19 protein-coding genes and 1 pseudogene are annotated in these 20,050 nt (G+C 71.0%); 12 read left to right on the top strand and 8 right to left on the bottom strand.

Features of this window, described 5'->3' with window-relative positions:
- Window positions 1-14 precede the first annotated feature (14 nt).
- Window positions 15-1,002, bottom strand: a pseudogene (locus ACFV6V_RS25075) (ABC transporter permease).
- A gap of 123 nt (window positions 1,003-1,125) precedes the next feature.
- On the opposite strand from ACFV6V_RS25075, the gene ACFV6V_RS25070 reads away from it, so the two are divergent.
- From ACFV6V_RS25070 to ACFV6V_RS25040, 7 genes are all read left to right on the top strand, one after another.
- Entirely contained in the window at window positions 1,126-1,746 is a 621-nt protein-coding gene (locus ACFV6V_RS25070; RefSeq protein ID WP_385568965.1) for a TetR/AcrR family transcriptional regulator, read from the top strand.
- Window positions 1,747-1,887: 141 nt separating this feature from the next.
- The gene (locus tag ACFV6V_RS25065) at window positions 1,888-2,190 is read left to right on the top strand and encodes an urease subunit gamma (protein WP_385568962.1); all 303 of its coding nucleotides are present in this window, start codon (window positions 1,888-1,890) and stop codon (window positions 2,188-2,190) included.
- Between the two features lie 15 nt (window positions 2,191-2,205).
- A complete protein-coding gene (locus ACFV6V_RS25060; RefSeq protein WP_385569068.1) occupies window positions 2,206-2,517 on the top strand; it encodes an urease subunit beta in 312 nt (103 codons plus the stop codon).
- The gene (locus ACFV6V_RS25055) at window positions 2,510-4,294 is read left to right on the top strand and encodes an urease subunit alpha (RefSeq protein ID WP_385568960.1); all 1,785 of its coding nucleotides are present in this window, start codon (window positions 2,510-2,512) and stop codon (window positions 4,292-4,294) included. Before ACFV6V_RS25060 ends, ACFV6V_RS25055 begins: the two co-directional genes overlap by 8 nt.
- 20 nt (window positions 4,295-4,314) lie before the next feature.
- Complete coding sequence (locus tag ACFV6V_RS25050) at window positions 4,315-5,004, top strand: urease accessory protein UreF (RefSeq protein ID WP_385568958.1); 690 nt, start codon at window positions 4,315-4,317, stop codon at window positions 5,002-5,004.
- A 20-nt stretch (window positions 5,005-5,024) separates the two neighbouring features.
- Window positions 5,025-5,714 (top strand): urease accessory protein UreG, encoded by a 690-nt coding sequence (gene ureG / locus ACFV6V_RS25045; protein ID WP_385568955.1) that lies wholly within the window; start codon window positions 5,025-5,027, stop codon window positions 5,712-5,714.
- Window positions 5,711-6,454, top strand: coding sequence for an urease accessory protein UreD (locus ACFV6V_RS25040; protein WP_385568953.1), 744 nt, complete (start codon window positions 5,711-5,713; stop codon window positions 6,452-6,454). Before ureG ends, ACFV6V_RS25040 begins: the two co-directional genes overlap by 4 nt.
- 27 nt (window positions 6,455-6,481) lie before the next feature.
- Here ACFV6V_RS25040 and ACFV6V_RS25035 read toward each other — a convergent pair whose 3' ends face one another.
- Window positions 6,482-7,201, bottom strand: a complete 720-nt coding sequence (locus ACFV6V_RS25035; RefSeq protein WP_385568950.1) for a lysophospholipid acyltransferase family protein — start codon at window positions 7,199-7,201, stop codon at window positions 6,482-6,484.
- Between the two features lie 332 nt (window positions 7,202-7,533).
- On the opposite strand from ACFV6V_RS25035, the gene ACFV6V_RS25030 reads away from it, so the two are divergent.
- From ACFV6V_RS25030 to ACFV6V_RS25020, 3 genes are all read left to right on the top strand, one after another.
- Entirely contained in the window at window positions 7,534-10,026 is a 2,493-nt protein-coding gene (locus tag ACFV6V_RS25030) for a YfhO family protein (protein ID WP_385568948.1), read from the top strand.
- 103 nt (window positions 10,027-10,129) lie between these two features.
- Entirely contained in the window at window positions 10,130-11,095 is a 966-nt protein-coding gene (locus ACFV6V_RS25025) for a glycosyltransferase family 2 protein (RefSeq protein ID WP_385568946.1), read from the top strand.
- A gap of 2 nt (window positions 11,096-11,097) precedes the next feature.
- A complete protein-coding gene (locus ACFV6V_RS25020; RefSeq protein ID WP_385568943.1) occupies window positions 11,098-12,471 on the top strand; it encodes a polysialyltransferase family glycosyltransferase in 1,374 nt (457 codons plus the stop codon).
- A gap of 9 nt (window positions 12,472-12,480) precedes the next feature.
- On the opposite strand, the gene ACFV6V_RS25015 is transcribed toward ACFV6V_RS25020, so the two are convergent.
- The 5 genes from ACFV6V_RS25015 to ACFV6V_RS24995 all read right to left on the bottom strand — a co-directional run bounded on the left by ACFV6V_RS25015 (window position 12,481) and on the right by ACFV6V_RS24995 (window position 17,158).
- Window positions 12,481-12,639: a hypothetical protein gene (locus tag ACFV6V_RS25015; RefSeq protein WP_385568941.1), complete on the bottom strand. Its 159-nt coding sequence runs from the start codon at window positions 12,637-12,639 to the stop codon at window positions 12,481-12,483.
- Window positions 12,640-12,811: 172 nt separating this feature from the next.
- On the bottom strand, window positions 12,812-13,783 hold the full coding sequence (locus ACFV6V_RS25010; protein ID WP_385568938.1) for a cytochrome c oxidase assembly protein: 972 nt from the start codon (window positions 13,781-13,783) through the stop codon (window positions 12,812-12,814).
- A 137-nt stretch (window positions 13,784-13,920) separates the two neighbouring features.
- Window positions 13,921-14,946 carry a 6-phosphofructokinase gene (locus ACFV6V_RS25005; protein ID WP_385568936.1) on the bottom strand — a complete coding sequence of 342 codons (1,026 nt, stop codon included), beginning with the start codon at window positions 14,944-14,946 and terminating at the stop codon, window positions 13,921-13,923.
- A gap of 199 nt (window positions 14,947-15,145) precedes the next feature.
- Window positions 15,146-15,874 carry a type 1 glutamine amidotransferase gene (locus ACFV6V_RS25000; protein WP_385568933.1) on the bottom strand — a complete coding sequence of 243 codons (729 nt, stop codon included), beginning with the start codon at window positions 15,872-15,874 and terminating at the stop codon, window positions 15,146-15,148.
- A gap of 36 nt (window positions 15,875-15,910) precedes the next feature.
- Window positions 15,911-17,158 carry a MurT ligase domain-containing protein gene (locus tag ACFV6V_RS24995; RefSeq protein ID WP_361284577.1) on the bottom strand — a complete coding sequence of 416 codons (1,248 nt, stop codon included), beginning with the start codon at window positions 17,156-17,158 and terminating at the stop codon, window positions 15,911-15,913.
- Between the two features lie 138 nt (window positions 17,159-17,296).
- Here ACFV6V_RS24995 and def point away from each other — a divergent pair, with 138 nt between their 5' ends.
- Window positions 17,297-17,863, top strand: a complete 567-nt coding sequence (gene def, locus ACFV6V_RS24990; RefSeq protein ID WP_385568930.1) for a peptide deformylase — start codon at window positions 17,297-17,299, stop codon at window positions 17,861-17,863.
- 40 nt (window positions 17,864-17,903) lie between these two features.
- On the opposite strand, the gene ACFV6V_RS24985 is transcribed toward def, so the two are convergent.
- Entirely contained in the window at window positions 17,904-18,560 is a 657-nt protein-coding gene (locus tag ACFV6V_RS24985) for a TetR family transcriptional regulator (protein WP_385568928.1), read from the bottom strand.
- A 188-nt stretch (window positions 18,561-18,748) separates the two neighbouring features.
- On the opposite strand from ACFV6V_RS24985, the gene ACFV6V_RS24980 reads away from it, so the two are divergent.
- On the top strand, window positions 18,749-19,981 hold the full coding sequence (locus ACFV6V_RS24980; protein WP_385568925.1) for an acyl-CoA dehydrogenase family protein: 1,233 nt from the start codon (window positions 18,749-18,751) through the stop codon (window positions 19,979-19,981).
- Window positions 19,982-20,050: the final 69 nt, after the last annotated feature.

The following is a 20,050-nucleotide window of genomic DNA, read 5'->3' as shown; positions in this document are numbered from 1 at the left end:
GTCGTTCAGGCGGTTCAGCCCGCCGCCACGGGCACCGGAACCGCCTCCGGTGCCGAGCCCGGGACCCGTCGGCGTCCGCCGGCCAGGACGGCGGTCAGCCCGAGGAGGGCCCACAGGGTCAGGATGACCGCGGGCCACCCGCCCCCGGCGCCGTCGAAGAAGGTCACCGACCGCAGCAGGGAACCGCCCGCGCCCGGGGGCAGCCACTGGCCGATCAGGCCGGCCGGCTCCGGCAGCAGTTCCGGTGCGGTGCCCACGCCCGAGAACGGGTTGCCGATCAGGACGATCAGCAGGGCGCCGAGGCCGATCCCGGCCCGTCCCGTGATGGCGGCCAGCCCCGCGACGGCCGCGCCCACGGCGACCACGGTGAGCGTGAGCACCCCGGCCTCGGCCCACCAGTCGCCGGTCAGCGCACCGAGCCAGCTGTGGGCGATGGTGGTCGCGCCGAGCCCGGCGAGCGCGGCGGTGCCGGTCAGTGCCGTCGCCGCCTGCCATCCGCGCAGCCCGAGCAGGGCCACCGCGGCTCCGGCCGCGATTCCGGCCAGGGCGAGCGGCAGGATGCTCGATGCCAGGGCGCTGCCCCGCGGGTCGTCGGGGGCCGCGGCCACGATGTCCTCGACGACCGGCTGAGCGCCTTCCGGTGCGCCCATCGCGGCGGATTCCCTGAGCAGCGCCGCCACTACCGGGCTCGCGGCCGACGCCGTCAGCACCTTCGGACCGTCGGTGGTCACCACCATCGCGCCGTATACGGCGCGGCCCTCTATCGCCTCACGGGCGGCGGCCTCGTCGTCGTAGCGGTGGATGTCGAACGCGTCTCCGTGCTGAGCGAACTTCTGCTCGAGCTGGGCCGTGGCGGTGGCCGGGCCCGCGACACCGATGGGCAGATCGGTCGGAGCGAGCCGGGCGGCGGGCCAGGCGAAGGCCCACAGCCAGGGAGACGAGGACGGGAACGAGCACCATCACCGCGATCATGCGGCGATGGGGCGGTGTCGCGGCGGACATGGCGGACATGGAGGGGCCTCGATTCGGAAGTCAAAAAGAAGGATCGTTCGTTTTCTCCGTGAAGCCAATGTGAGGGCGATGTCGGTCCTTGTCAAGAATGAACGTTCGTTTTAAGTTGGGATCATGGCTCGTGTATCCCAGGAACACCTCGACGCCCGCCGCCGGCAGATCCTCGACGGCGCCGCGCGCTGCTTCGCCCGCAACGGCTTCCATGCCACGTCGATGCAGGACGTACTCAGTGAGGTCGGCCTCTCCGCAGGTGCCGTCTACCGGTATTTCCGAGGCAAGGACGAGCTCATCGTCGCCATCGCCGAAGAGGCTTTCGGCGGGGTCCGCGCAGCGTTCCACGAGGCTGCCGACGCCTCACCCGTGCCGACCCCCGACGTTCTGCTGGGTCGCGTGCTGCGCAGGCTCTTCGAGGAGCTGGCCCCGGGGGGAGGGGGGCAGGCATCTGCAGGGCTGATCATCCAGGTGTGGACCGAGACCCTCCGCAATGAGCGCCTCAGTCGAATGCTGGACGGTGCCTTCGCCGACATGCGCGGGGCGTGGGCTCGGCTCGTCGACGCCTACCGGGACAGCGGATTCCTGCACGCCGACGTGCCTTCGGAGGACGTGGCCCAGACCCTGATGGCCACCGCCCAGGGCTTCATCGCCCAGAAGGCCCTGTTCGGTGACGCGGACGTGAAGATGCTGGAGAACGGGCTGCGCGGGTTGATGTCCATGCAGCCGCCAAAGATCAGTTAACGTGCCGGAAAAACTTCCGCCCTAACGTTCAAACTCCTGGTCACGAAACACCACGCCGCCGCCGATGCCTGCTGGTGTGGAGGGCTGCGGCCGGCTGGTGGCCGAACGGGCCCCGACCGGATCGAGTTGTGAGGTGGAAGCGTGCAACTGACCCCGCACGAGCAGGAACGCCTGCTCATCCATGTCGCCGCAGACGTCGCGGACAAGCGCAGGGCCCGCGGGGTGAAGCTCAACCACCCCGAATCGGTGGCCCTGATCACCTCGCACATCCTCGAAGGCGCGCGGGACGGCCGCACCGTCGCGGAACTCATGGCCTCCGGTCGCAAGGTGCTCACCCGGGACGACGTCATGCCGGGCATCCCCGAGATGATCCACGACGTCCAGGTGGAGGCGACCTTCCCGGACGGCACCAAACTCGTCACCGTCCATGACCCGATCGTCTGACCGGGGGTGCCGACGATGATTCCCGGGGAGATCCTCTACGCCGACGAGCCGGTCGTCCTCAACGAAGGGCGCGATGTGGCCCGGCTTACCGTGCTCAACGCCGCCGACCGGCCCGTCCAGGTCGGCTCTCACTACCACTTCGCCGAGGCCAACCCCGGCCTCCGCTTCGACCGGGCCGCCGCGTACGGTCGACGGCTGCACATCGCCGCGGGCACCGCGGTGCGCTTCGAGCCCGGCATTCCCGTCGAGGTCGCACTGGTGCCGATCGCCGGTCTGCGCGTGGTGCCCGGCCTGCGCGGCGAGACCGGAGGTCCGCTCGATGACTGAGCACACTGAGCACGCGGAGCACGCTGCGAACACCGAGCACACCGAGCACGCCGGGGCCACCGTGCTGTCGCGCGCCCGGTACGCGGATCTCTTCGGGCCCACCACCGGGGACCGCATCAGGCTCGCCGACACCGCACTGCTGGTCGAGATCGAGGAGGACCGCTCCGGCGGCCCGGGCCGCGCCGGGGACGAGGCCGTCTTCGGCGGCGGCAAGGTGATCCGGGAGTCCATGGGTCAGTCCCGTACCACCCGCGCCGAGGGGGCGCCGGACACCGTCATCACCGGAGTGGTGATCATCGACCACTGGGGGATCGTCAAGGCCGACATCGGTGTCCGCGACGGCCGTATCACCGGCATCGGCAAGGCCGGCAACCCCGACACGATGGACGGCGTCCACCCGGACCTGGTCATCGGGCCAGAGACCGAGATCATCGCGGGCAACGGGAAGATCGTCACCGCCGGGGCCATCGACGCCCATGTGCACTTCATCTCGCCGACCCTGGTCGACCAGGCGCTGTCCTCCGGGATCACCACACTGGTCGGCGGGGGCACCGGGCCCGCCGAGGGCAGCAAAGCCACCACGGTCACCCCCGGTTCCTGGCATCTCGCCCGGATGTTCGAGGCTCTGGAGAACAGCCCCGTCAATATCGGGCTGCTCGGCAAGGGCAACACCGTCTCGCGCGAGGCGATGCGCGCCCAACTGCGCGGCGGTGCCATCGGCTTCAAGATCCATGAGGACTGGGGGTCCACGCCTGCCGCCATCGACACCTGCCTCGGGGTCTGCGACGAGTCGGGCGCCCAACTCGCCATCCACACGGACACCCTGAACGAGGCAGGGTTCGTCGGCGACACCCTCGCGGCCATCGCGGGCCGCACCATCCACGCCTACCACACCGAGGGCGCGGGCGGCGGGCACGCTCCGGACATCATCACGGTCGTCTCCGAGCCGTATGTGCTGCCCAGCTCCACCAACCCGACCCGGCCGCACACCGTCAACACCATCGAGGAACACCTCGACATGCTGATGGTCTGCCACCACCTCAACCCGGCGGTCCCCGAGGACCTGGCGTTCGCCGAGTCACGGATCCGGCCCTCCACCATCGCCGCCGAGGACGTCCTCCACGACCTCGGCGCGATCTCCATCATCTCCTCGGACTCCCAGGCCATGGGCCGCATAGGCGAGGTGATCCTGCGGACCTGGCAGACCGCGCACGTGATGAAGCTGCGCCGAGGCGCGCTGCCCGGCGACGGCCGCGCCGACAATCTCCGGGCCCGTCGCTATGTCGCCAAATACACCATCAATCCGGCTGTGGCGCAGGGCATGGACCACGAGATCGGTTCGGTCGAGCCGGGCAAGCTCGCCGATCTGGTGCTCTGGGAGCCCGCCTTCTTCGGCGTCAAGCCACAGCTCGTCATCAAGGGCGGTCAGATCGCCTACGCCCAGATGGGAGACGCCAACGCGTCGATTCCCACGCCACAGCCGGTGCTGCCCCGCCCCATGTTCGGCGCCACCGGACGAGCCCCGGCGACCAACTCCGTCAACTTCACCACCGAGCAGGCGATCGAGGACGACCTTCCGGGGCGTCTCGGCCTGGGCAAGCGCTTCACCCCGATCCGCAGCACCCGCCGGGTGACCAAGGCGGACATGCGGGAGAACGATGCCCTGCCGCGCGTCGAGGTCGACGCCGACACCTTCACGGTGACGATCGACGGCGAAACCGTCGAACCGGCACCTGCAGAGGAACTGCCCATGTCCCAGCGGTACTTCCTGTTCTGATGCCCCCGCAGACGCGCGCAGTGAACGACCGCCCAGGCTCCGCCGAGTCCTCCCGCGCCGCCCTGCTCATCCTCGCGGACGGCCGTTTCCCCGCGGGCGGACACGCCCACTCCGGTGGTGTGGAGGCGGCCGTCAAGGCCGGCCGGATCCGGGACGCCGCCGGGCTCGGCGCCTTCTGCCACGGCAGGCTGCACACCTCGGGGCTGACCGCCGCCGCACTCGCCGCGGCCGCGGCGGCCGGTCTCGACGCGCTCGCCCTGGACGCCGCCGCCGACGCCCGCACGGCCTCACCGGCACTGCGCACCACCGCCCGCAGACTCGGACGCCAGCTGATGCGGGCGGCCCGGGCCGTCTGGCCGTCGCCCGAACTCGACGCACTCGCCGCCGCACGTCCCAAGGGCGCACACCAGCCGGTGGTGCTCGGACTCACCGCCCGCGCCGCGGGACTGACCGAACGCGACGCCGCGTACTGCGCCGTGTACGAGACGGTCAGCGGATCCGCGTCGGCCGCCGTACGCCTGCTCGGCCTGGATCCCTTCGAGGCCACCGGCGTACTCGCCAGCCTCGCACCCGCCATGGACCAGGTCGCAGACCGCGCCACGGCCGCCGCCCGGAAGGGGATCGACGAGCTGCCCGCGGCCTCGGCGCCCCTGCTCGACATCACCGCCGAGCAGCACGCGGCCTGGCCCGTACGCCTCTTCGCCTCTTAGCACCCAAAGGAGCCGCCCCCATGCACCTCGACCACGACCATGACCACATCGGCCCGTCGGCCGTGAGCGCCGACGCCCTGCGTCCCGACGGCACCCTGCGTGCCCTGCGGATCGGCCTCGGCGGGCCCGTCGGCTCCGGCAAGACCGCCACCGTCGCCGCCCTCTGCCGCGCCCTGCGTGACCAGTTCTCCATCGCGGTCGTCACCAACGACATCTACACACGCGAGGACGCCGAGTTCCTGCGGCGCAACGCGGTGCTGCCGCCCGAGCGGATCCAGGCCGTCGAGACCGGGGCCTGCCCGCACACCGCCATCCGCGACGACATCTCCGCCAACCTCGAGGCGGTGGAGGACCTGGAGGACGGCGTCGGCCCCCTGGACCTGATCCTCGTCGAGTCCGGTGGCGACAACCTCACGGCCACCTTCTCGAAGGGCCTGGTCGACGCCCAGGTCTTCGTCATCGACGTGGCCGGCGGCGACGACATTCCCCGCAAGGGTGGCCCCGGTGTCACCACCGCCGATCTCCTCGTGGTCAACAAGACCGACCTGGCCCCCTACGTCGGCTCCGACCTTGGACGGATGGCCCGTGACGCCAAGGAGCAGCGCGGCGAACTCCCCGTCGCCTTCACCTCACTGACCGGTGAGGACGGCGTCGGCCCCGTCGCTGACTGGGTGCGTGCGCGGCTCTCCGCCTGGACCGCCGCCGCGTGAGCGTCCACGCCACCGCGCGGATCGTCGCGACCCGCGACGGCGGGCTGCCCGTACTCGAGAGCGCGGGGCCGCTCGCACTGCGCCGCACCCGGGCCGATGGAGCGCACACCCGCGTCACCGTCGTCGGGGCGATGAGCGCACCGCTCGGCGGCGACCGGCTCGCCATCGAGGTGGACGTCCGTGAAGGGGCCCGGCTGTACGTCGACTCCGCCGCGGCGACCGTCGCCCTGCCCGGCCCCGCGCCCGCACCGGCTGACTACGGCATCACGCTGAACGTGGCCGACGACGCCGAACTGCGCTGGCTGCCCGAGCCGCTGATCAGCGCCCGGGGGAGCGAGCTGCGGATGCGCACCCGGGTGCGGCTCGCCCCCACCGCGCGCCTGGTGCTGCGCGAGGAGCAGATCCTCGGACGCCACGCGGAGGAGACCGGAAGCCTCACCACCCGGCTCACCGTGCACCGCGCCGAGTGCCCTCTGCTCGACCAGGAACTGGCCTACGGGCCGGCCGCCCCCGATGGCTGGGACGGCCCGGCCGTGCTCGGTGGACATCGCGCGGTCGGGCAACTCCTCATCGTGGACCCAGAGTTCGAGAAGCACCCGGTACAGCCGCGGCGACTCGGGGAGACCGCGGTGCTCACCCCGCTCGCGGGACCCGCCGTGCTCGTCACCGCCGTGGCGCCGGACGCCCTCGCGCTGCGCCGGATGCTCGACGCCGTGCTCAGTGGCAACGGCAGCGGTTGACCGCCCTGCTCGCCGGGGGAGCGCTGCTCAGCGCCGCAACCGGGGGAACCGCCTGCCCTGCTTCTGTGCGGCGGCCTCCTCGGCCTTCACGGTGGCCGCGTACTCGTCCACGTACTCCTGTCGCGACAGGGCGAGGATCTCGTACATGATCTCGTCGGTCACGGCCCGCAGCACCGACTTCTCGTCCTCCAGGCCCTCATAGCGCGAGAAGTCCAGCGGCTCCCCGAAACGGATGGTCACCCGCTTGATCTTCGGCAGCTTCTGCCCCGGCGGCTGGACCTCGAACGTGCCGACCATCGCACACGGGACCACCGGCACCCGCGCCCTGAGCGCCATCACCGCGACCCCGACCTTGCCCTTGTACAGCCGCCCGTCGTGCGAGCGGGTTCCCTCGGGGTAGATGCCCAGCAACTCGCCGCGCCCCAGCACCCCGAGCCCCTCGCGGATGGCCGCCTGACCGGCTTCCTTGCCCGACCGGTCCACCGGGATCTGTCCCGCGCTGCGGAAGAACGCCGCCGTCAGCCTGCCTTTGACCCCCGGACCCGTGAAGTACTCGGCTTTGGCGAGGAAGGTGATACGGCGTCGGATGATGGCCGGCATCAGGAAATGGTCCGAGAACGACAGGTGGTTGCCTGCGACGATCGCCGCCCCGTCGGCAGGAATATGCTCAAGGCCCTCGATCCTGGGCCGGAACAGCAGCCGCAGCAGCGGGCCCAGGACGACATATTTGAGCACGTAGTAGAACACGGGGCGCTCCCAACTGTGACCGGTCGGCTCCGGGGCGCCTCGCGCAACGGCCCGACGTCCCGTCCCTGAGCCGACGAGGTCCCCCGAGTGATGACACTCCTCGTGGGCGCGGTACCCCGAATTCACCTCCGGTATGTCCCGGATCCTCCTGGTGATCGGAGACGGGTCGCCCGGCTCGGCCCTAATGGCCGGATCGACCCGGCCCCGTGCCACCCCCCAGCGCCAGCCGACCCGGAGGACGAGTGCCCCCTGCAACCGATACCGTGCCTCCCCGGGGCGAAGCGCACACGCGGAGCTCGGAGGGGCGACCGAGATCCGGGGGTGTCGCAGCCGTGCGCGGACGCGGCACCGCACGGGCGGTGGCCGGTGCCGCGCTGCTCTCCGGTGTGGTGTTCTGCCTGAGTGGGCTGCTGGCCGGCAGCCGGCCGTTCGGCCAGGTCACCCGCAACACCGTGGACCTCGGCCAGCAGTACCTGTCGTACCACGCCTACTGGCGCGGCCTGCTGCTCGGCGACGCCGACGGCGATCTGTTCCTCAACTGGAGCTCGGGCTACGGCTCCAACTTCCTCGGAGACTTCGGCACCTACCTCAGCAGCCCGTTCGCCCTGCTGGTCGTGCTGTTCCCGGCGGACCGCATCGAGCTGGCCCTCTATGTCATCACCGCCGCCAAGATCAGCGCGACAGGTGCCGCGATGGCCGCCCTGCTGCTGAAGCTCCGCGGCGACGGACCGCGGCCGGTCGCAGCCGTGCTCGGCGCGGCGTACGCGGTCAGCGGCTGGACCTTCAACTACGGCGCCACCGTGCCGATGTGGCTGGACGGCCTGCTCGCGTTCCCCCTGCTGTGCCTCGTCGGCGAATGGGCGCGCGGCGGGCGCCGGCCGGTGCTCGGGCCGCTGGTCGTGGCGCTCGCCTGGATCGCCAACTTCTACACCGCGTACATGGCCACCATCGGGGCGGCCATCGTGCTCGCCGTCCGGGTGCTCACCTCCGATGAGCCGGGCCGTGAACGGCTCGCCGGACTCCTGCGCGCCGCGCGCACGGTGCTCGTCGGCGTCGGCCTTGCCGCCCCGGTGGTCACGGTGGTCCACGCCGCCACCCGCGTCGCCGACCCCACACCCGAGGTGGCCTTCGCACCCGTTCCCTGGACCGAGGTGCTGGTCAGGCTGCTGCCGGCGACGGCGAGCGTGGCGACCCCCGCCCTCTACATCGGCACCCCGGCCCTGCTGCTGGCGCTGACCCTGCCGTTCAACCGTGCCCTGGCCCCACGCGTCCGAGCGGTCTGGGCCTGTGCGATCTGCCTCGTGACGCTGTCGCTCCAGTGGGAGCCCACCCATCTGCTGTGGCACGCGGGAGCATCACCCAACGGCATCCCCTACCGGCAGACCTTCGTCCTCTGCGGACTGCTGCTCATCGCTGCCTGGCTGTCCACGGCGCAGGGCCTGCCCCGGGCGCCCGCGCTGCTCGGGGCCTGTGGGGCGCTCGCCCTCGTGGTGGTCCTGACCCGGGCGAGCGCCGCCACCGACCGGTGGACCTACCCCGCCCTCACCGCCGCGGTGGTGCTCGCGGCGACGGCTGCCGCCGCCGTCCTGCTCGACCCCCGCCGCGCTGCCGCCTGCCGGGCGCTGCCCGTCCTGGCCGTCGCCCTCCTCGTCGCCGCACAGGCGGGCGAGGCCGCGGTCACGGGTGCGCGTATCGAGAAGCAACAGCTGCGGGAGGTCTCCTGGGCGCCGCGGATCGGCCCCTGGCACCAGGCCGTGGCACAGGAGACCGCGCGCCGGGCGGACTGGCCGCGGTACCGGACCGAACCCGGCGAGGTCCCGGGTGGCAATGACGTCCTGCTGGTGGGCGGTCAGGGCGCCGAGTACTACAGCAGCCTGACGGCGGACGGCTACTCCCGCACCCTGTCGTCCCTGGGCTTCGGCTATTACGCGAAGGGACGGCACCCGGTCGGCCTGGACAATCCCGTGACCGACGCGATCTTCTCCGTCGGCGCCCGCGTGCACTCGACCCCCACGGCCCCGGTGCGTGTGGACGAACCCCCCACGGCCGCCGTCACCTCCACACGCAGCCCGGTACCGCCCCTGGTCACCGTACGACCCGGGCTCCGGCTACCGGAGCGCGGCGCACGGCTCGGGGACTCCGCCTTCGCCAACCAGGAACTGCTGCTCGGCGCCGCTGTGTACGCCATGCCACGCGACCTCACACGGAGCGACGGGGCCGGGGCAGCCACCCTCAGCGCCAGCTGCCCCGCGGGCAGCCAGGCCTACTTCTGGGCACCTGAGTACCAGGGCACGGCCGCACTCGAAGGGCAGCGGCCGGTCGAGTTCCACGGGAAACCCCCTGCCGTACGAGCCGCCATGCAGTCACTCGGCGCCGTCCCCGCATCCGGCGCGCTGCGGATCGAGCTCCGGCCCCGGAATCCCGGCAAGGCCGCGCCCCGACTGCCCGGACAACCGATCGGCTGCCTCGACCGGAAGCGCCTCGACGCGGCCGTACGGAAACTGACGGAAACCGGAGCCACCGCCGTACACACCACGGGGCACGGCCTCACCGCCGAACTGCCACCCGGCAGCACCGGGACCGCCGTCGTCGCCGTACCGCGGATCTCCGGCTGGACCTGCGCCGCGGGCCGTGCCGAACCCGTGGCCGCGCGCGGTCATCTGGGGCTGCTCGCCGTCCCCCTCGACGGCAGGGCGACTTCGGTCGGCTGCGCCTTCCGGCCCCCGGGGCTGCGGCTGGGCGGTGCGATCGGCGTCGCGTCCCTGGCGGTGCTCGCCGCCATCGCGCGACCGCGCAGACGAAGAGCCGACACGGGTTTCTCCTGAGGACGAAAAAAGTTCACCTGGAGTGCAAATCCGCATCGCCTGACCGGACATCAGGGGTGGATACGGTGCGGCGAAGAACCGCGCCCGAGTGTGGGGATTCCGTGTGCCGAAACTGTCCGTCGTCGTGCCGCTCCACAATGTCGGCGTTTATGCCTCCGACACCATGCGCAGCCTCGCGCGCAACGCGGACCCGGAATTCGAGTTCCTGCTCGTCGACGACTGCTCGACCGACGCCACACCGGATGTGCTCGACCACTGGAGCAAGCGGATTCCGGGCGCCAGGGTGATCCGCCACGAAGCGAACAAAGGCGTGGCCCAGGCCCGCAACACCGGAATCGACGCCGCCACCGGCGACTACCTCACCTTCCTCGACGGAGACGACTGGTACGCCCCCGGCCATCTACGCGCCATGGTGTCCGGAATCGAGGAGCTGGGCTGTGACTTCGCGCGGACCGACCATGTGCTGGCCACCGGAAGGACCCGGCAGATCCGCCATGCCCCGGCTCGGCAGCACCACGTGGTGATGGATCCACGGGACGGAATCGCGCCCGCCGACATGGTGACGATGGTGGACTATCCCTTCGTCCCGTTCGGGATCTACAGCGGTCGACTCTTCGAGAACGGCCGATCGCGATTCGAGACCAGACTCCGCACCGCGGAAGACCGACTGTGGATCTGGCGGCTCCACCTCACGGCGCGGACGTACGCGGCCCTGCCCCTGCACGGAGCGTTCTACCGGCGCGGTGTCACGACATCCCTGACGCAGATCACCGACCACCGCCAGCTCGACTTCATCCCCTCCTACGACCTGCTGCTCCGGGAAGTCGCCGCGGACCCCGAATCCGACCGGTTCATGCCCAAGGCGGTGCGGACCTACTGCGCGATGATCGCCTTCCATACGAACAAGTCGGACCGGTACGAGGCCGCCGTCGCCAAGCGCCTGCGGCACAACGTCGCCGACGCGCTGCGGCGGATGCCGCAGCAGGTGCTCGACCAGACCCTGGCGACGATGGACACGAAGCGGAGCACGCTGCTGCGGCGCCTGCGCGACACGGGAAGGACCGCCTGACCATGGGCACGCGGGAGCACACGCGGACGCAGATCTTCCAGGTGTCGACGCTCTACGGCGCGGCCACCCTTGCCGCGGCGATCGACATCGGCCGGTTCGGAAGGCCCGGCCGGTCCAGTCGGTCCGGCGCCGCACCCGGGAACATCCGGCGGGTCCTCCTGGTCTCGAACAACGCCGAGATCCCGGAGACCGCTCTGCGGCTCGACACCATGGCCGGCTACGAACGGATCGCCGGCCGCTTCGACACGATGATCGAATGGAACCACACCATCCGCCCCAACCATCCCGCCACCTGGGGTCCGCGCCCGGACGAGACCCCGCTGTGGCAGCGGGCACTGCGCACCGCCTGGGGGCTCGGCAGGGGTCCGGTCGAGCTGATCGTCGAATCCATCCAGGTCAACCCCGCCAAGGCGCTGGCCGCCATCTTCGCCGACAGCCCCGTACAGGTCTACGCCGACGGGCTGATGAGTTACGGCCCCACCCGCTCCGAGCTCCCGCAGTCCATCGCCTGCCGAATCCAGCGGCTGCTGCACCTCGATCTCGTCCCCGGGCTGCGCCCGCTGCTGCTGTCCGAGTACAGCGTCCCGGCCGAGCTCGTACCCGACGGCGCCTTCCGCGCGGTGCTCGCGGAGATCGCCGTGTGCGCCGCCGACGACCCCCAGGTGACGAAGGCGGTCGAGGCCGCGCCTACCGCCCTGATGCTGGGTCAGTACCTCGCCGCCCTGGGCATCCTCACGGCGGACGAGGAGGAGCACCTGCACACCCGGATGCTGCGGGGCGCGGCGGCGGCCGGACACCGGTCGGTGCTCTTCAAACCGCACCCGACCGCGCCCGCCCGCTACTCACTGGCGCTGAGCGAGGCCGCGGCGGCGGCCGGGGTGCAGCTGACCGTCCTGCACGGTCGGCTGCTCGCCGAGACCCTCTACGAGCGCTGCCGCCCCGGCCTGGTCGTCGGCTGCTTCTCCACGGCGCTGCTCACCGCATCCGCCTACTACGGCATCCCCATCGCACGGGTGGGCACCTCGACGGTCCTGGAGCGGCTGGCGCCGTACGCGAACAGCAACCGGATTCCGCTGGTCATCGTGGACCACCTGGTGCCCGACCTGGAATCCGGTGCAGCCCCCGCGGTGCCCGGAGCCGCGCCGTCCACCCTGGGGCCGTTGGTGCGGGCGGTCGGCTACGGTATGCAGCCGAACCTCCACCCCTTGTTGCGAGACGAGACCGCCGCGCTGCTCACCGCTGCCACCGGCGACGGCGGCGGCACCTCCCGCTACTTCCCGCGCGACCGGCTGACCGAGCTGGGGCTGCCCGGTGGCACGGCGCCGTCCCCGGCCTCCCGGCTGCGCAGGAGCCTGGTGCGCGACAGGCGCGGCTGACGGATGGCCCTAGGTCGGCTTGGACGCCAGCATCCCGAGGGTGACCAGACCGAGCACGACCCAGGCGAACCACAGCCAGCCGTTGCTGCCGAGCGCGACCGTGTAGCCCGTGATGACCACCAGGCTGATGACGGTGAGCACACCCATCGTCTTCGTGGATCCGGACATACGCGTCCTCCTCCGGGCCGGCGCTGTGGCCGTGCAGCCATCGTGACCCCTGGAACGGGCACCGCGCCACTCTCCGGCGCGGTGATCCGCCGGTGCGGTCTGCTGGATCCGATCCGATCCGATCCGATCCGGACGGGACCGATCCGGACCGGACCGGACCGGACCGCGGAGCTCAGCGCCCCCGAGCCTGGAGCGAGGCGAGATAAGCGTTGTACGCCTCCAGCTCCTTGTCGCCGTCCCGGTCGGCGGCGCGGTCCGTGCGTACCGCCTGACGCTGCTCGGAGCGGTACCACTGGTACACCAGCGCGATCAGCACCAGCACGGACGGGATCTCGCTGAACGCCCAGGCGATCCCGCCCGCCGCGTTCTGGTCGGAGATCGCGCTGATCGCGAGGCTCGCCGGGGGATCGGTGTACGTCCGTACCATCGGCTCGCTCGCCATCATCAGCGCGATACCGAAGAACGCGTGGAACGGCATGCCCGCGAACAGCTCCAGCATCCGCATCACATAGCCGGGACGGTTCGGCCCCGGGTCGATGCCCATGATCGGCCAGAAGAAGATCAGACCGACCGCGAGGAAGTGGACCATCATCGCGATGTGCCCGGCCCTGGAACCCATCAAGAAGTCGAACAGCGGGGTGAAGTACAGCCCGTACAGGCTCGCGATGAACATGGGGATCGTGAACGCCGGGTGCGTGACGATCCGCATGTAGCGGCTGTGCAGCAACGCCAGCAGCAGCTCGCGTGGCCCCTTGGCTCCCCGCCGGGCCACTGGCAGGGCACGCAGCGCCAGAGTGACCGGGGCGCCGAGCAGCAGCAGGATCGGCGAGAGCATGCTGATCACCATGTGCTGCACCATGTGCACGCTGAACATCACCATGCCGTAGTCGTTCAGCTTGGTGCACATCACCAGGGCGATGCTCAGCACGCCGATGGCGAACGCGACCGTGCGGCCCACCGGCCAGGCGTCACCGCGGCGCATCAGCCGGACGACGCCCCAGCCGTACAGCCCGAGGGCGAGCAGGCAGCCGATCAGGAAGACCGGATCGGCGGACAGCTCCAGCCCACGTCCCAGCGTGAACGGCGGGAGGTCCATCGGCATACCGTGCTCGCCATGGCCGCCGCCGTGCCCGCTGTGATCCATCTGTGTACTCCTGGAGCGTCCCGATTCGCGCTTGTTGTCCGCACCAGACTAGAACCGCCCCCGGCCGCAGCTGCGGCCGGGGGCGGTTCTGTGGATATCCGTGCTCACGCGGGCCGGTCAGCCGGGCGGCAGCCGCGTCACAGGACGCACTCGGCCTCGGCGTAGCGTTCGTCCGGCACCGTCTTGAGCGTCTCGACGGCCCGCGCGAGCGGCACCATCGTGATGTCCGTGCCGCGCAGGGCCGTCATCATCCCGAACTCGCCGCGGTGCGCCGCCTCCACGGCGTGCCAGCCGAAGCGGGTGGCCAGGACCCGGTCGTACGCGGTCGGCGTGCCACCGCGCTGCACATGCCCGAGGATCACCGCCCGGGCCTCCTTGCCGAGCCGGTCCTCCAGCTCGACGGAGAGCTGCCTGGCCACACCCGCGAAGCGCTCGTGGCCGTACACGTCCTTGCCGCCCTCGTCGAACTCCATGGAGCCGGCGCGCGGCTTGGCGCCTTCGGCGACCACGACGATCGCGAACCGCTTGCCCGCCTCGAAGCGCTCACCGACCCGCTTCGTCAGCTCGTCGATGTCGAAGGGGCGCTCGGGAACCACGATCGCGTGCGCACCCGCCGCCATTCCGGAGTGCAGGGCGATCCAGCCGGTGTGCCGGCCCATGACCTCGACGATCAGCACCCGCTGGTGCGACTCGGCCGTGGTCTTGAGCCGGTCCAGGGCCTCGGTCGCGACGCCGACGGCCGTGTCGAAGCCGAATGTCACGTCGGTGGAGGCGATGTCGTTGTCGATGGTCTTCGGCACGCCCACGATCGGCAGCCCCGCCTCGGAGAGCAGGTTGGCGGCCTTCAGCGTGCCCTCGCCGCCGATCGGGATGATCGCGTCGAGGCCGAGCTCGGCGACATGGCCCTTGGCGCGCTCGACACCGTCGACCAGGTGCGCGGGCTGGACGCGCGATGAGCCGAGTATGGTTCCGCCGCGCGCGAGGATGCCGGCCACCGAGTCGAGGTCGAGCTTGCGGTAGTCGGCCTCCAGCAGGCCCTTCCAGCCGTCCTGGAAACCGATGACCTCGTCGCCGTGGTCGACGACCGCGCGGTGCACGACGGAACGGATCACCGCGTTCAGACCGGGGCAGTCGCCGCCGGAGGTGAGGACACCAATGCGCATAGCCCGAACACCTTTGCAACGTGGGCTGACTCCCGGACCACGTCGTCCGGTGGGATCTCCGCCACCCTACCGGCGCGGGACCCCTTGAGCCGAACCGGAAGTCCGCCCAGTGGACACCGGCGCAGATGTGCGAACGGCCCGGCGAATGAGCGCCGGGCCGTTCGTTTCCATTCGTGACGAGTGCCGCTCAGAGGAGCGCTCAGGAGGGCTGGGTCGCGGCGAGAATCCGCTCGCTGCGCAGTGCCTCGTACCAGCGGTCGTCGGTCGGCGGCAGCGCGTTCACATCGAGCGCCAGCTTCAGCAGCAGATCCGCGATCTGCGGATTGCGGGCCATCACCGGACCGTGCATGTACGTGCCGAAGACGGTGTCGTTGTACGCGCCCTCGGTCCCGTCTCCGGTGCCGTTGCCCTTGCCGAGCACGGTGCGGGCGAACGGCCGGGCCGTGGGGCCGAGATGGGTGATGCCCTGGTGGTTCTCGAACCCGGTGAGCTGGGGCAGGCCGAGCCGAGGGTCGATGTCACCCAGGACGTCACCGACGCAGCGCTCGCCCTCGCCGCGGGTCGATACGACATCGAGCAGGCCGAGACCGGGCTCGCGCTGGCCCAGGTCGTTGATGAACTCGTGGCCCAGGATCTGGTAGCCGGCGCAGACCGAGAAGATGATCGCACCGTTGGCGGCGGCACGGCTGAGCCCGCCGTCGCGGCGCAGCCGCTCCGCCGCGAGCCGCTGCGGCCGGTCCTCGCCACCGCCGATCAGATAGATGTCGCCGGAGGTCGGTACCGGCTGGTCGCTGCGGACGTCCACGCGTGTGACGTCGAGTCCGCGCTGCCGGGCGCGACGCTCCACGACCAGGGCGTTGCCCTGGTCCCCGTACGTGCTGAGCAGGTCCGGGTAGACCCACACCAGGCGCAGGCTGCTGTCGCTCATGCTCGTGTTCCTCTGCATCCTCTGCGATGTCCGCGGTCAGTTGCCGACGCGGCGGCGGACGTCCTGGAAGGCGGTGTAGTTGGCGATGAGCTCGATCCGTCCGGGCGGTGCGGCCTGCACGGCGGCGTCGAGGGTGTCGCAGACCCGGAAGTCCAGTCCGGCGACCTCGAGGCGTACGGCCAGGTCGAGTCTGCGGTCGCCGATCACGAAGATCGGGTGACCGGCGAGCCGGGTGTAGTCGACGTCCCACAGCCAGGAGGTGTCGGTGCCGTCGGCGCCGCGGGCGTTGACGGAGAGGATCACCGGGGTCGGCGGCGGGTCGATCAGCGAGAAGGTTTCCAGCCAGCCGGCCGGGTTCTTCGCCAGCAGCAGCCGTACGTCACGGCCCAGGAAGGAGACCACGTCGTAGCGGCCGGCGACGGCCTGCACCTGGTACATGCGCTCAAGGGCGATCTGCGGTGGCACACCGAAGACGGCCGCCACGGCCGCGGAAGTGGCGGCGTTGGCCTTGTTGGCGCGGCCGGGGAGCTGGAGGTGGATCGGCCAGGCGGAGCCGTGCGGGTCGAGGACGTGGTCGCCGCGCAGCGCCCAGCTCACGGCGGGGCGGCGGAAGCCGCACTCGCCGCAGAACCAGTCGTCGCCGGGGCGCTGCATCACACCGCCGCACGAGGGGCAGGACCAGGCGTCGTCCTTCCACTCCTGACCGGCGGCCACCCAGACCACGGTGGGGGAGGAGGAGGCGGCCCACACGACGAGCGGGTCGTCGGCGTTGGCGATGACCACGGCCTTGCTGCCGGACAGGCCCTCACGCCACTTCTCGGCCAGCATCCGCGTCTCGGCGGCGCGGTCGAGCTGGTCCCGGGACAGGTTGAGCAGGGCGATCGCCTTGGGGGTGGTGTCCCGGGCGACACCCGCCAGGTACTTCTCGTCGACCTCGATCACGGCGTACCTGGCGTCGGAGCCACCGGCGAGCGCGGAGGTGATGCCCGCGGGCATGTTCGCGCCCAGCGCGTTGGAGACCACCGGTCCGCTGGCGCGCAACGCCTCGGCGATCAGCCGGGTGGTCGTGGTCTTGCCGTTCGTCGCCGACACCAGGATGACGTCGAGGTGCTGGGCCAGTCGGCTCAGCAGATCCGGGTCGAGCTTGAGCGCCACCCGGCCGCCGATCACCGATCCGCTGCCGCGTCCCGCTGCGCGCGACACCGCCGCTGCGGCCTTGCCCGCCGTCACGGCCAGTTTGGCACGCGGCGACAGTGGCTCTGCGTTGCCAGGGTGTCCTGCCATCGTCCTAGATCCTCCTTGCGTCGGTCGGACATCAGCCTATCGAGATCCGGCCGACGGCCCGCACCCCGGCTCCACGGCGAAACCAGGAGGTCACCGGGGGAGAGGGTCCAGGGCGGTGCGGAACGTAGGCTTGCCGTCATGCCAAAGCGTTCGATCCCCGGCAGTTCCGGACTCCTGCGAGCCATGAGCCTGCTCGGGGAACCAGTGCTGCACACCCCGTGCGAACCCGTCACGGACTTCGGTGCGTCGCTCGCGTCGCTCGTCGAGGACATGTTCGCCACGATGTACGCGGCCCAGGGCGTCGGCCTCGCGGCCAATCAAGTCGGCGTGCCCCTGCGGGTGTTCGTCTTCGACTGCCCGGACGACGAGGACGTCCGCCACCTCGGCCATGTGGTGAATCCGCGACTCGTCACGGCCGACGGGGTGACGGTGCGCGGCCCCGAGGGCTGTCTCTCGCTGCCCGGTGTCGAGGCGGGCACACCTCGCTTCGACCACGCCGTCGTCGAGGGCGTCACGATGGACGGGGATCCCGTGCGGGTGGAGGGCACGGGCTTTTTCGCCCGCTGCCTCCAGCACGAGTGCGATCACCTCGAGGGCGGCATCTACCTGGACCATGTGACGGGTCTGCGCCGCAGCCGTGCCCTGAGGGCGGTGCGGCGGGCGCCGTGGGCACGGGGCCGGGCGCTTCCCGGGAGCCTGGGGTAGTCCGCCAGGAGACCGGACAGGTCCCCTGGCGGAGCGGGACTCAGAGCCCGGTACCCGCGCCGCGGTCCTCCACCTCGGCGAGCCGGCCCCAGAGAAGGTCGACCAGGCTGGTCACGAGCTGGGTGCGGGAGCAGGGTCGTTCGCCGAGCCACCAGTCGCCGGCGCCGTGCATCATGCCGACGATCCCGTGTCCCCAGACCCTGGCCAGCTCGCTGCCGCCGGGCCCGAGGTCCACGCGGTCCTCGATGAGCTTGCCCAGCTCCTCGCCGAGGCGGCGCAGCAGAGGTGCGGAGTGGCGGCCGATGTCGAAGCCGCGCGCGGACTGCTCGGCGGGGCTGGAGTCCTCGGCCGGGTGCATCAGGAAGCGGTAGACCTGTGGCCTGGCCTCGATCGTCGCGAGATAGGTGTCGATGGTGTTCTCGACCCGTCCGCGCCGGTCCGCGGGCGCGTCGGCCGCGGCGCGCAGGGCCTCCAGCAGGGCGTCGGTGTGACGCTTGGCGAGGGCCCGGTAGAGGCCGCTCTTGTCGCCGAAGTGACGGTAGAGGATCGGCTTGGTGATCCCGGCCTCCGCCGCGATCGCGTTCATCGAGGCCTGTGGCCCGTCCCGGAGCACCACCCGGTCGGCGGCTTCGAGCAGCTCACGCCGCCGCTGTTCCGCCGACCGCTGCTGATCGGCCTGCTGAGTGGTGCTGTCCATAGTGGTTCTCCCCGCCCGTGCGTATTCCGTGAGGCCTGCGCAAAGTAACACTCCGCAGGGATCCACCGTCGACGCGCAGGTTCCGGTTGACAGCGCTTACCCGGCGGTAACAGACTGTGGTTACCGCTAGTAACGTCGCTTGCGGCACGGCTGGCAGCACGCGGGCCGGTGCACATCAGGAGGGGACTATGAGCGAGTTCGCGCTCGATCTCAACGACGAGCAGAAGCAGGTCCGTGACTGGTTGCACGGCTTCGCCCGGGATGTGATCCGCCCGGCGGCCGCCGAGTGGGACGAGCGTGAGGAAACCCCCTGGCCGGTCATCCAGGAGGCCGCCAAGGTGGGCATCTACTCCCTGGACTTCTACGCCCAGCAGTACTTCGACCCCACCGGCCTCGGCGTCCCCATGGCCATGGAGGAGCTCTTCTGGGGAGACGCGGGTATCGCCCTGTCCATCGTCGGCACCGGACTCGCCGCCGTCGGCGTGCTCGCCAACGGCACCGAGGAGCAGATCGGCACCTGGATCCCGCAGATGTACGGGGACGTGGACGACGTCAAGCTCGCCGCCTTCTGCTCCTCCGAACCCGACGCCGGATCGGACGTGGGCTCGATGCGCACCCGCGCCGTCTACGACGAGGCCAAGGACGAGTGGGTGCTGGACGGCACCAAGACCTGGGCGACCAACGGCGGAATCGCCAACGTCCATGTCGTCGTCGCCGTCGTCGACCCGGAGCTCGGCAGCAAGGGCCACGCCTCCTTCATCATCCCCCCGAACACCCCAGGACTGTCCCAGGGCCAGAAGTTCAAGAAGCACGGCATCCGCGCCTCCCACACCGCCGAGGTCGTCCTGGAGAACGTCCGCGTCCCAGGCAACTGCCTGCTCGGCGGCAAGGAGAAGCTCGACGAGCGCCTCGCCCGCGCCCACGAGCGGGCCAGGGCGGGCAACGCCGGCGAGAGGGTCAAGAACGCCGCCATGGCCACCTTCGAGGCCTCCCGCCCGGCCGTCGGCGCCATGGCCGTCGGCACGGCACGGGCCGCGTACGACTACGCGCTCGACTACGCGAAGAACCGCGAGCAGTTCGGCCGCCCGATCATCGACAACCAGGGCGTCGCCTTCCAGCTCGCCGATATGCGCACCCAGATCGACGCCGCCCGGCTGCTGGTCTGGCGCGCCTCCTGGATGGCGGTGAGCGGCAAGCCCTTCACGGCGGCCGAGGGCTCGATGTCCAAGCTCTTCGCCAGCGAGGTCGCCAAGAAGGTCACCGCCCAGGCCGTCCAGATCCTCGGCGGCAACGGCTTCACCCGCGAGTACCCGGTGGAGCGCATGCACCGCGACAGCGCGATCTACACCATCTTCGAGGGCACCAGCGAGATCCAGCGCCTGGTGATCGCCCGCACCCTCGCGGGCATGCCCATCCGATAGGACGACAGCGGACAGGTCGCCATACGCGAGGTGCGGGGTTCGGGCGCAGCCCGGACCCCCACCAACGCA

Origin of the sequence: Streptomyces sp. NPDC059828 (genome assembly GCF_042731955.1) — a bacterium.
Taxonomy (GTDB): Bacteria; Actinomycetota; Actinomycetes; order Streptomycetales; family Streptomycetaceae; genus Streptomyces.
This window is presented reverse-complemented; position numbering and strand designations above follow the sequence as displayed.

Coding starts and splice junctions, on each gene's coding strand:
- ACFV6V_RS25070 (WP_385568965.1), top strand. CDS start 1,126: ATGGCTCGTGTATCCCAGGAACACCTCGACGCCCGCCGCCGGCAGATC.
- ACFV6V_RS25060 (WP_385569068.1), top strand. CDS start 2,206: ATGATTCCCGGGGAGATCCTCTACGCCGACGAGCCGGTCGTCCTCAAC.
- ACFV6V_RS25055 (WP_385568960.1), top strand. CDS start 2,510: ATGACTGAGCACACTGAGCACGCGGAGCACGCTGCGAACACCGAGCAC.
- ureG (WP_385568955.1), top strand. CDS start 5,025: ATGCACCTCGACCACGACCATGACCACATCGGCCCGTCGGCCGTGAGC.
- ACFV6V_RS25020 (WP_385568943.1), top strand. CDS start 11,098: ATGGGCACGCGGGAGCACACGCGGACGCAGATCTTCCAGGTGTCGACG.
- ACFV6V_RS25015 (WP_385568941.1), bottom strand. CDS start 12,639: ATGTCCGGATCCACGAAGACGATGGGTGTGCTCACCGTCATCAGCCTG.
- ACFV6V_RS25010 (WP_385568938.1), bottom strand. CDS start 13,783: ATGGATCACAGCGGGCACGGCGGCGGCCATGGCGAGCACGGTATGCCG.
- ACFV6V_RS25005 (WP_385568936.1), bottom strand. CDS start 14,946: ATGCGCATTGGTGTCCTCACCTCCGGCGGCGACTGCCCCGGTCTGAAC.
- ACFV6V_RS25000 (WP_385568933.1), bottom strand. CDS start 15,874: ATGAGCGACAGCAGCCTGCGCCTGGTGTGGGTCTACCCGGACCTGCTC.
- ACFV6V_RS24995 (WP_361284577.1), bottom strand. CDS start 17,158: ATGGCAGGACACCCTGGCAACGCAGAGCCACTGTCGCCGCGTGCCAAA.
- def (WP_385568930.1), top strand. CDS start 17,297: ATGCCAAAGCGTTCGATCCCCGGCAGTTCCGGACTCCTGCGAGCCATG.
- ACFV6V_RS24985 (WP_385568928.1), bottom strand. CDS start 18,560: ATGGACAGCACCACTCAGCAGGCCGATCAGCAGCGGTCGGCGGAACAG.
- ACFV6V_RS24980 (WP_385568925.1), top strand. CDS start 18,749: ATGAGCGAGTTCGCGCTCGATCTCAACGACGAGCAGAAGCAGGTCCGT.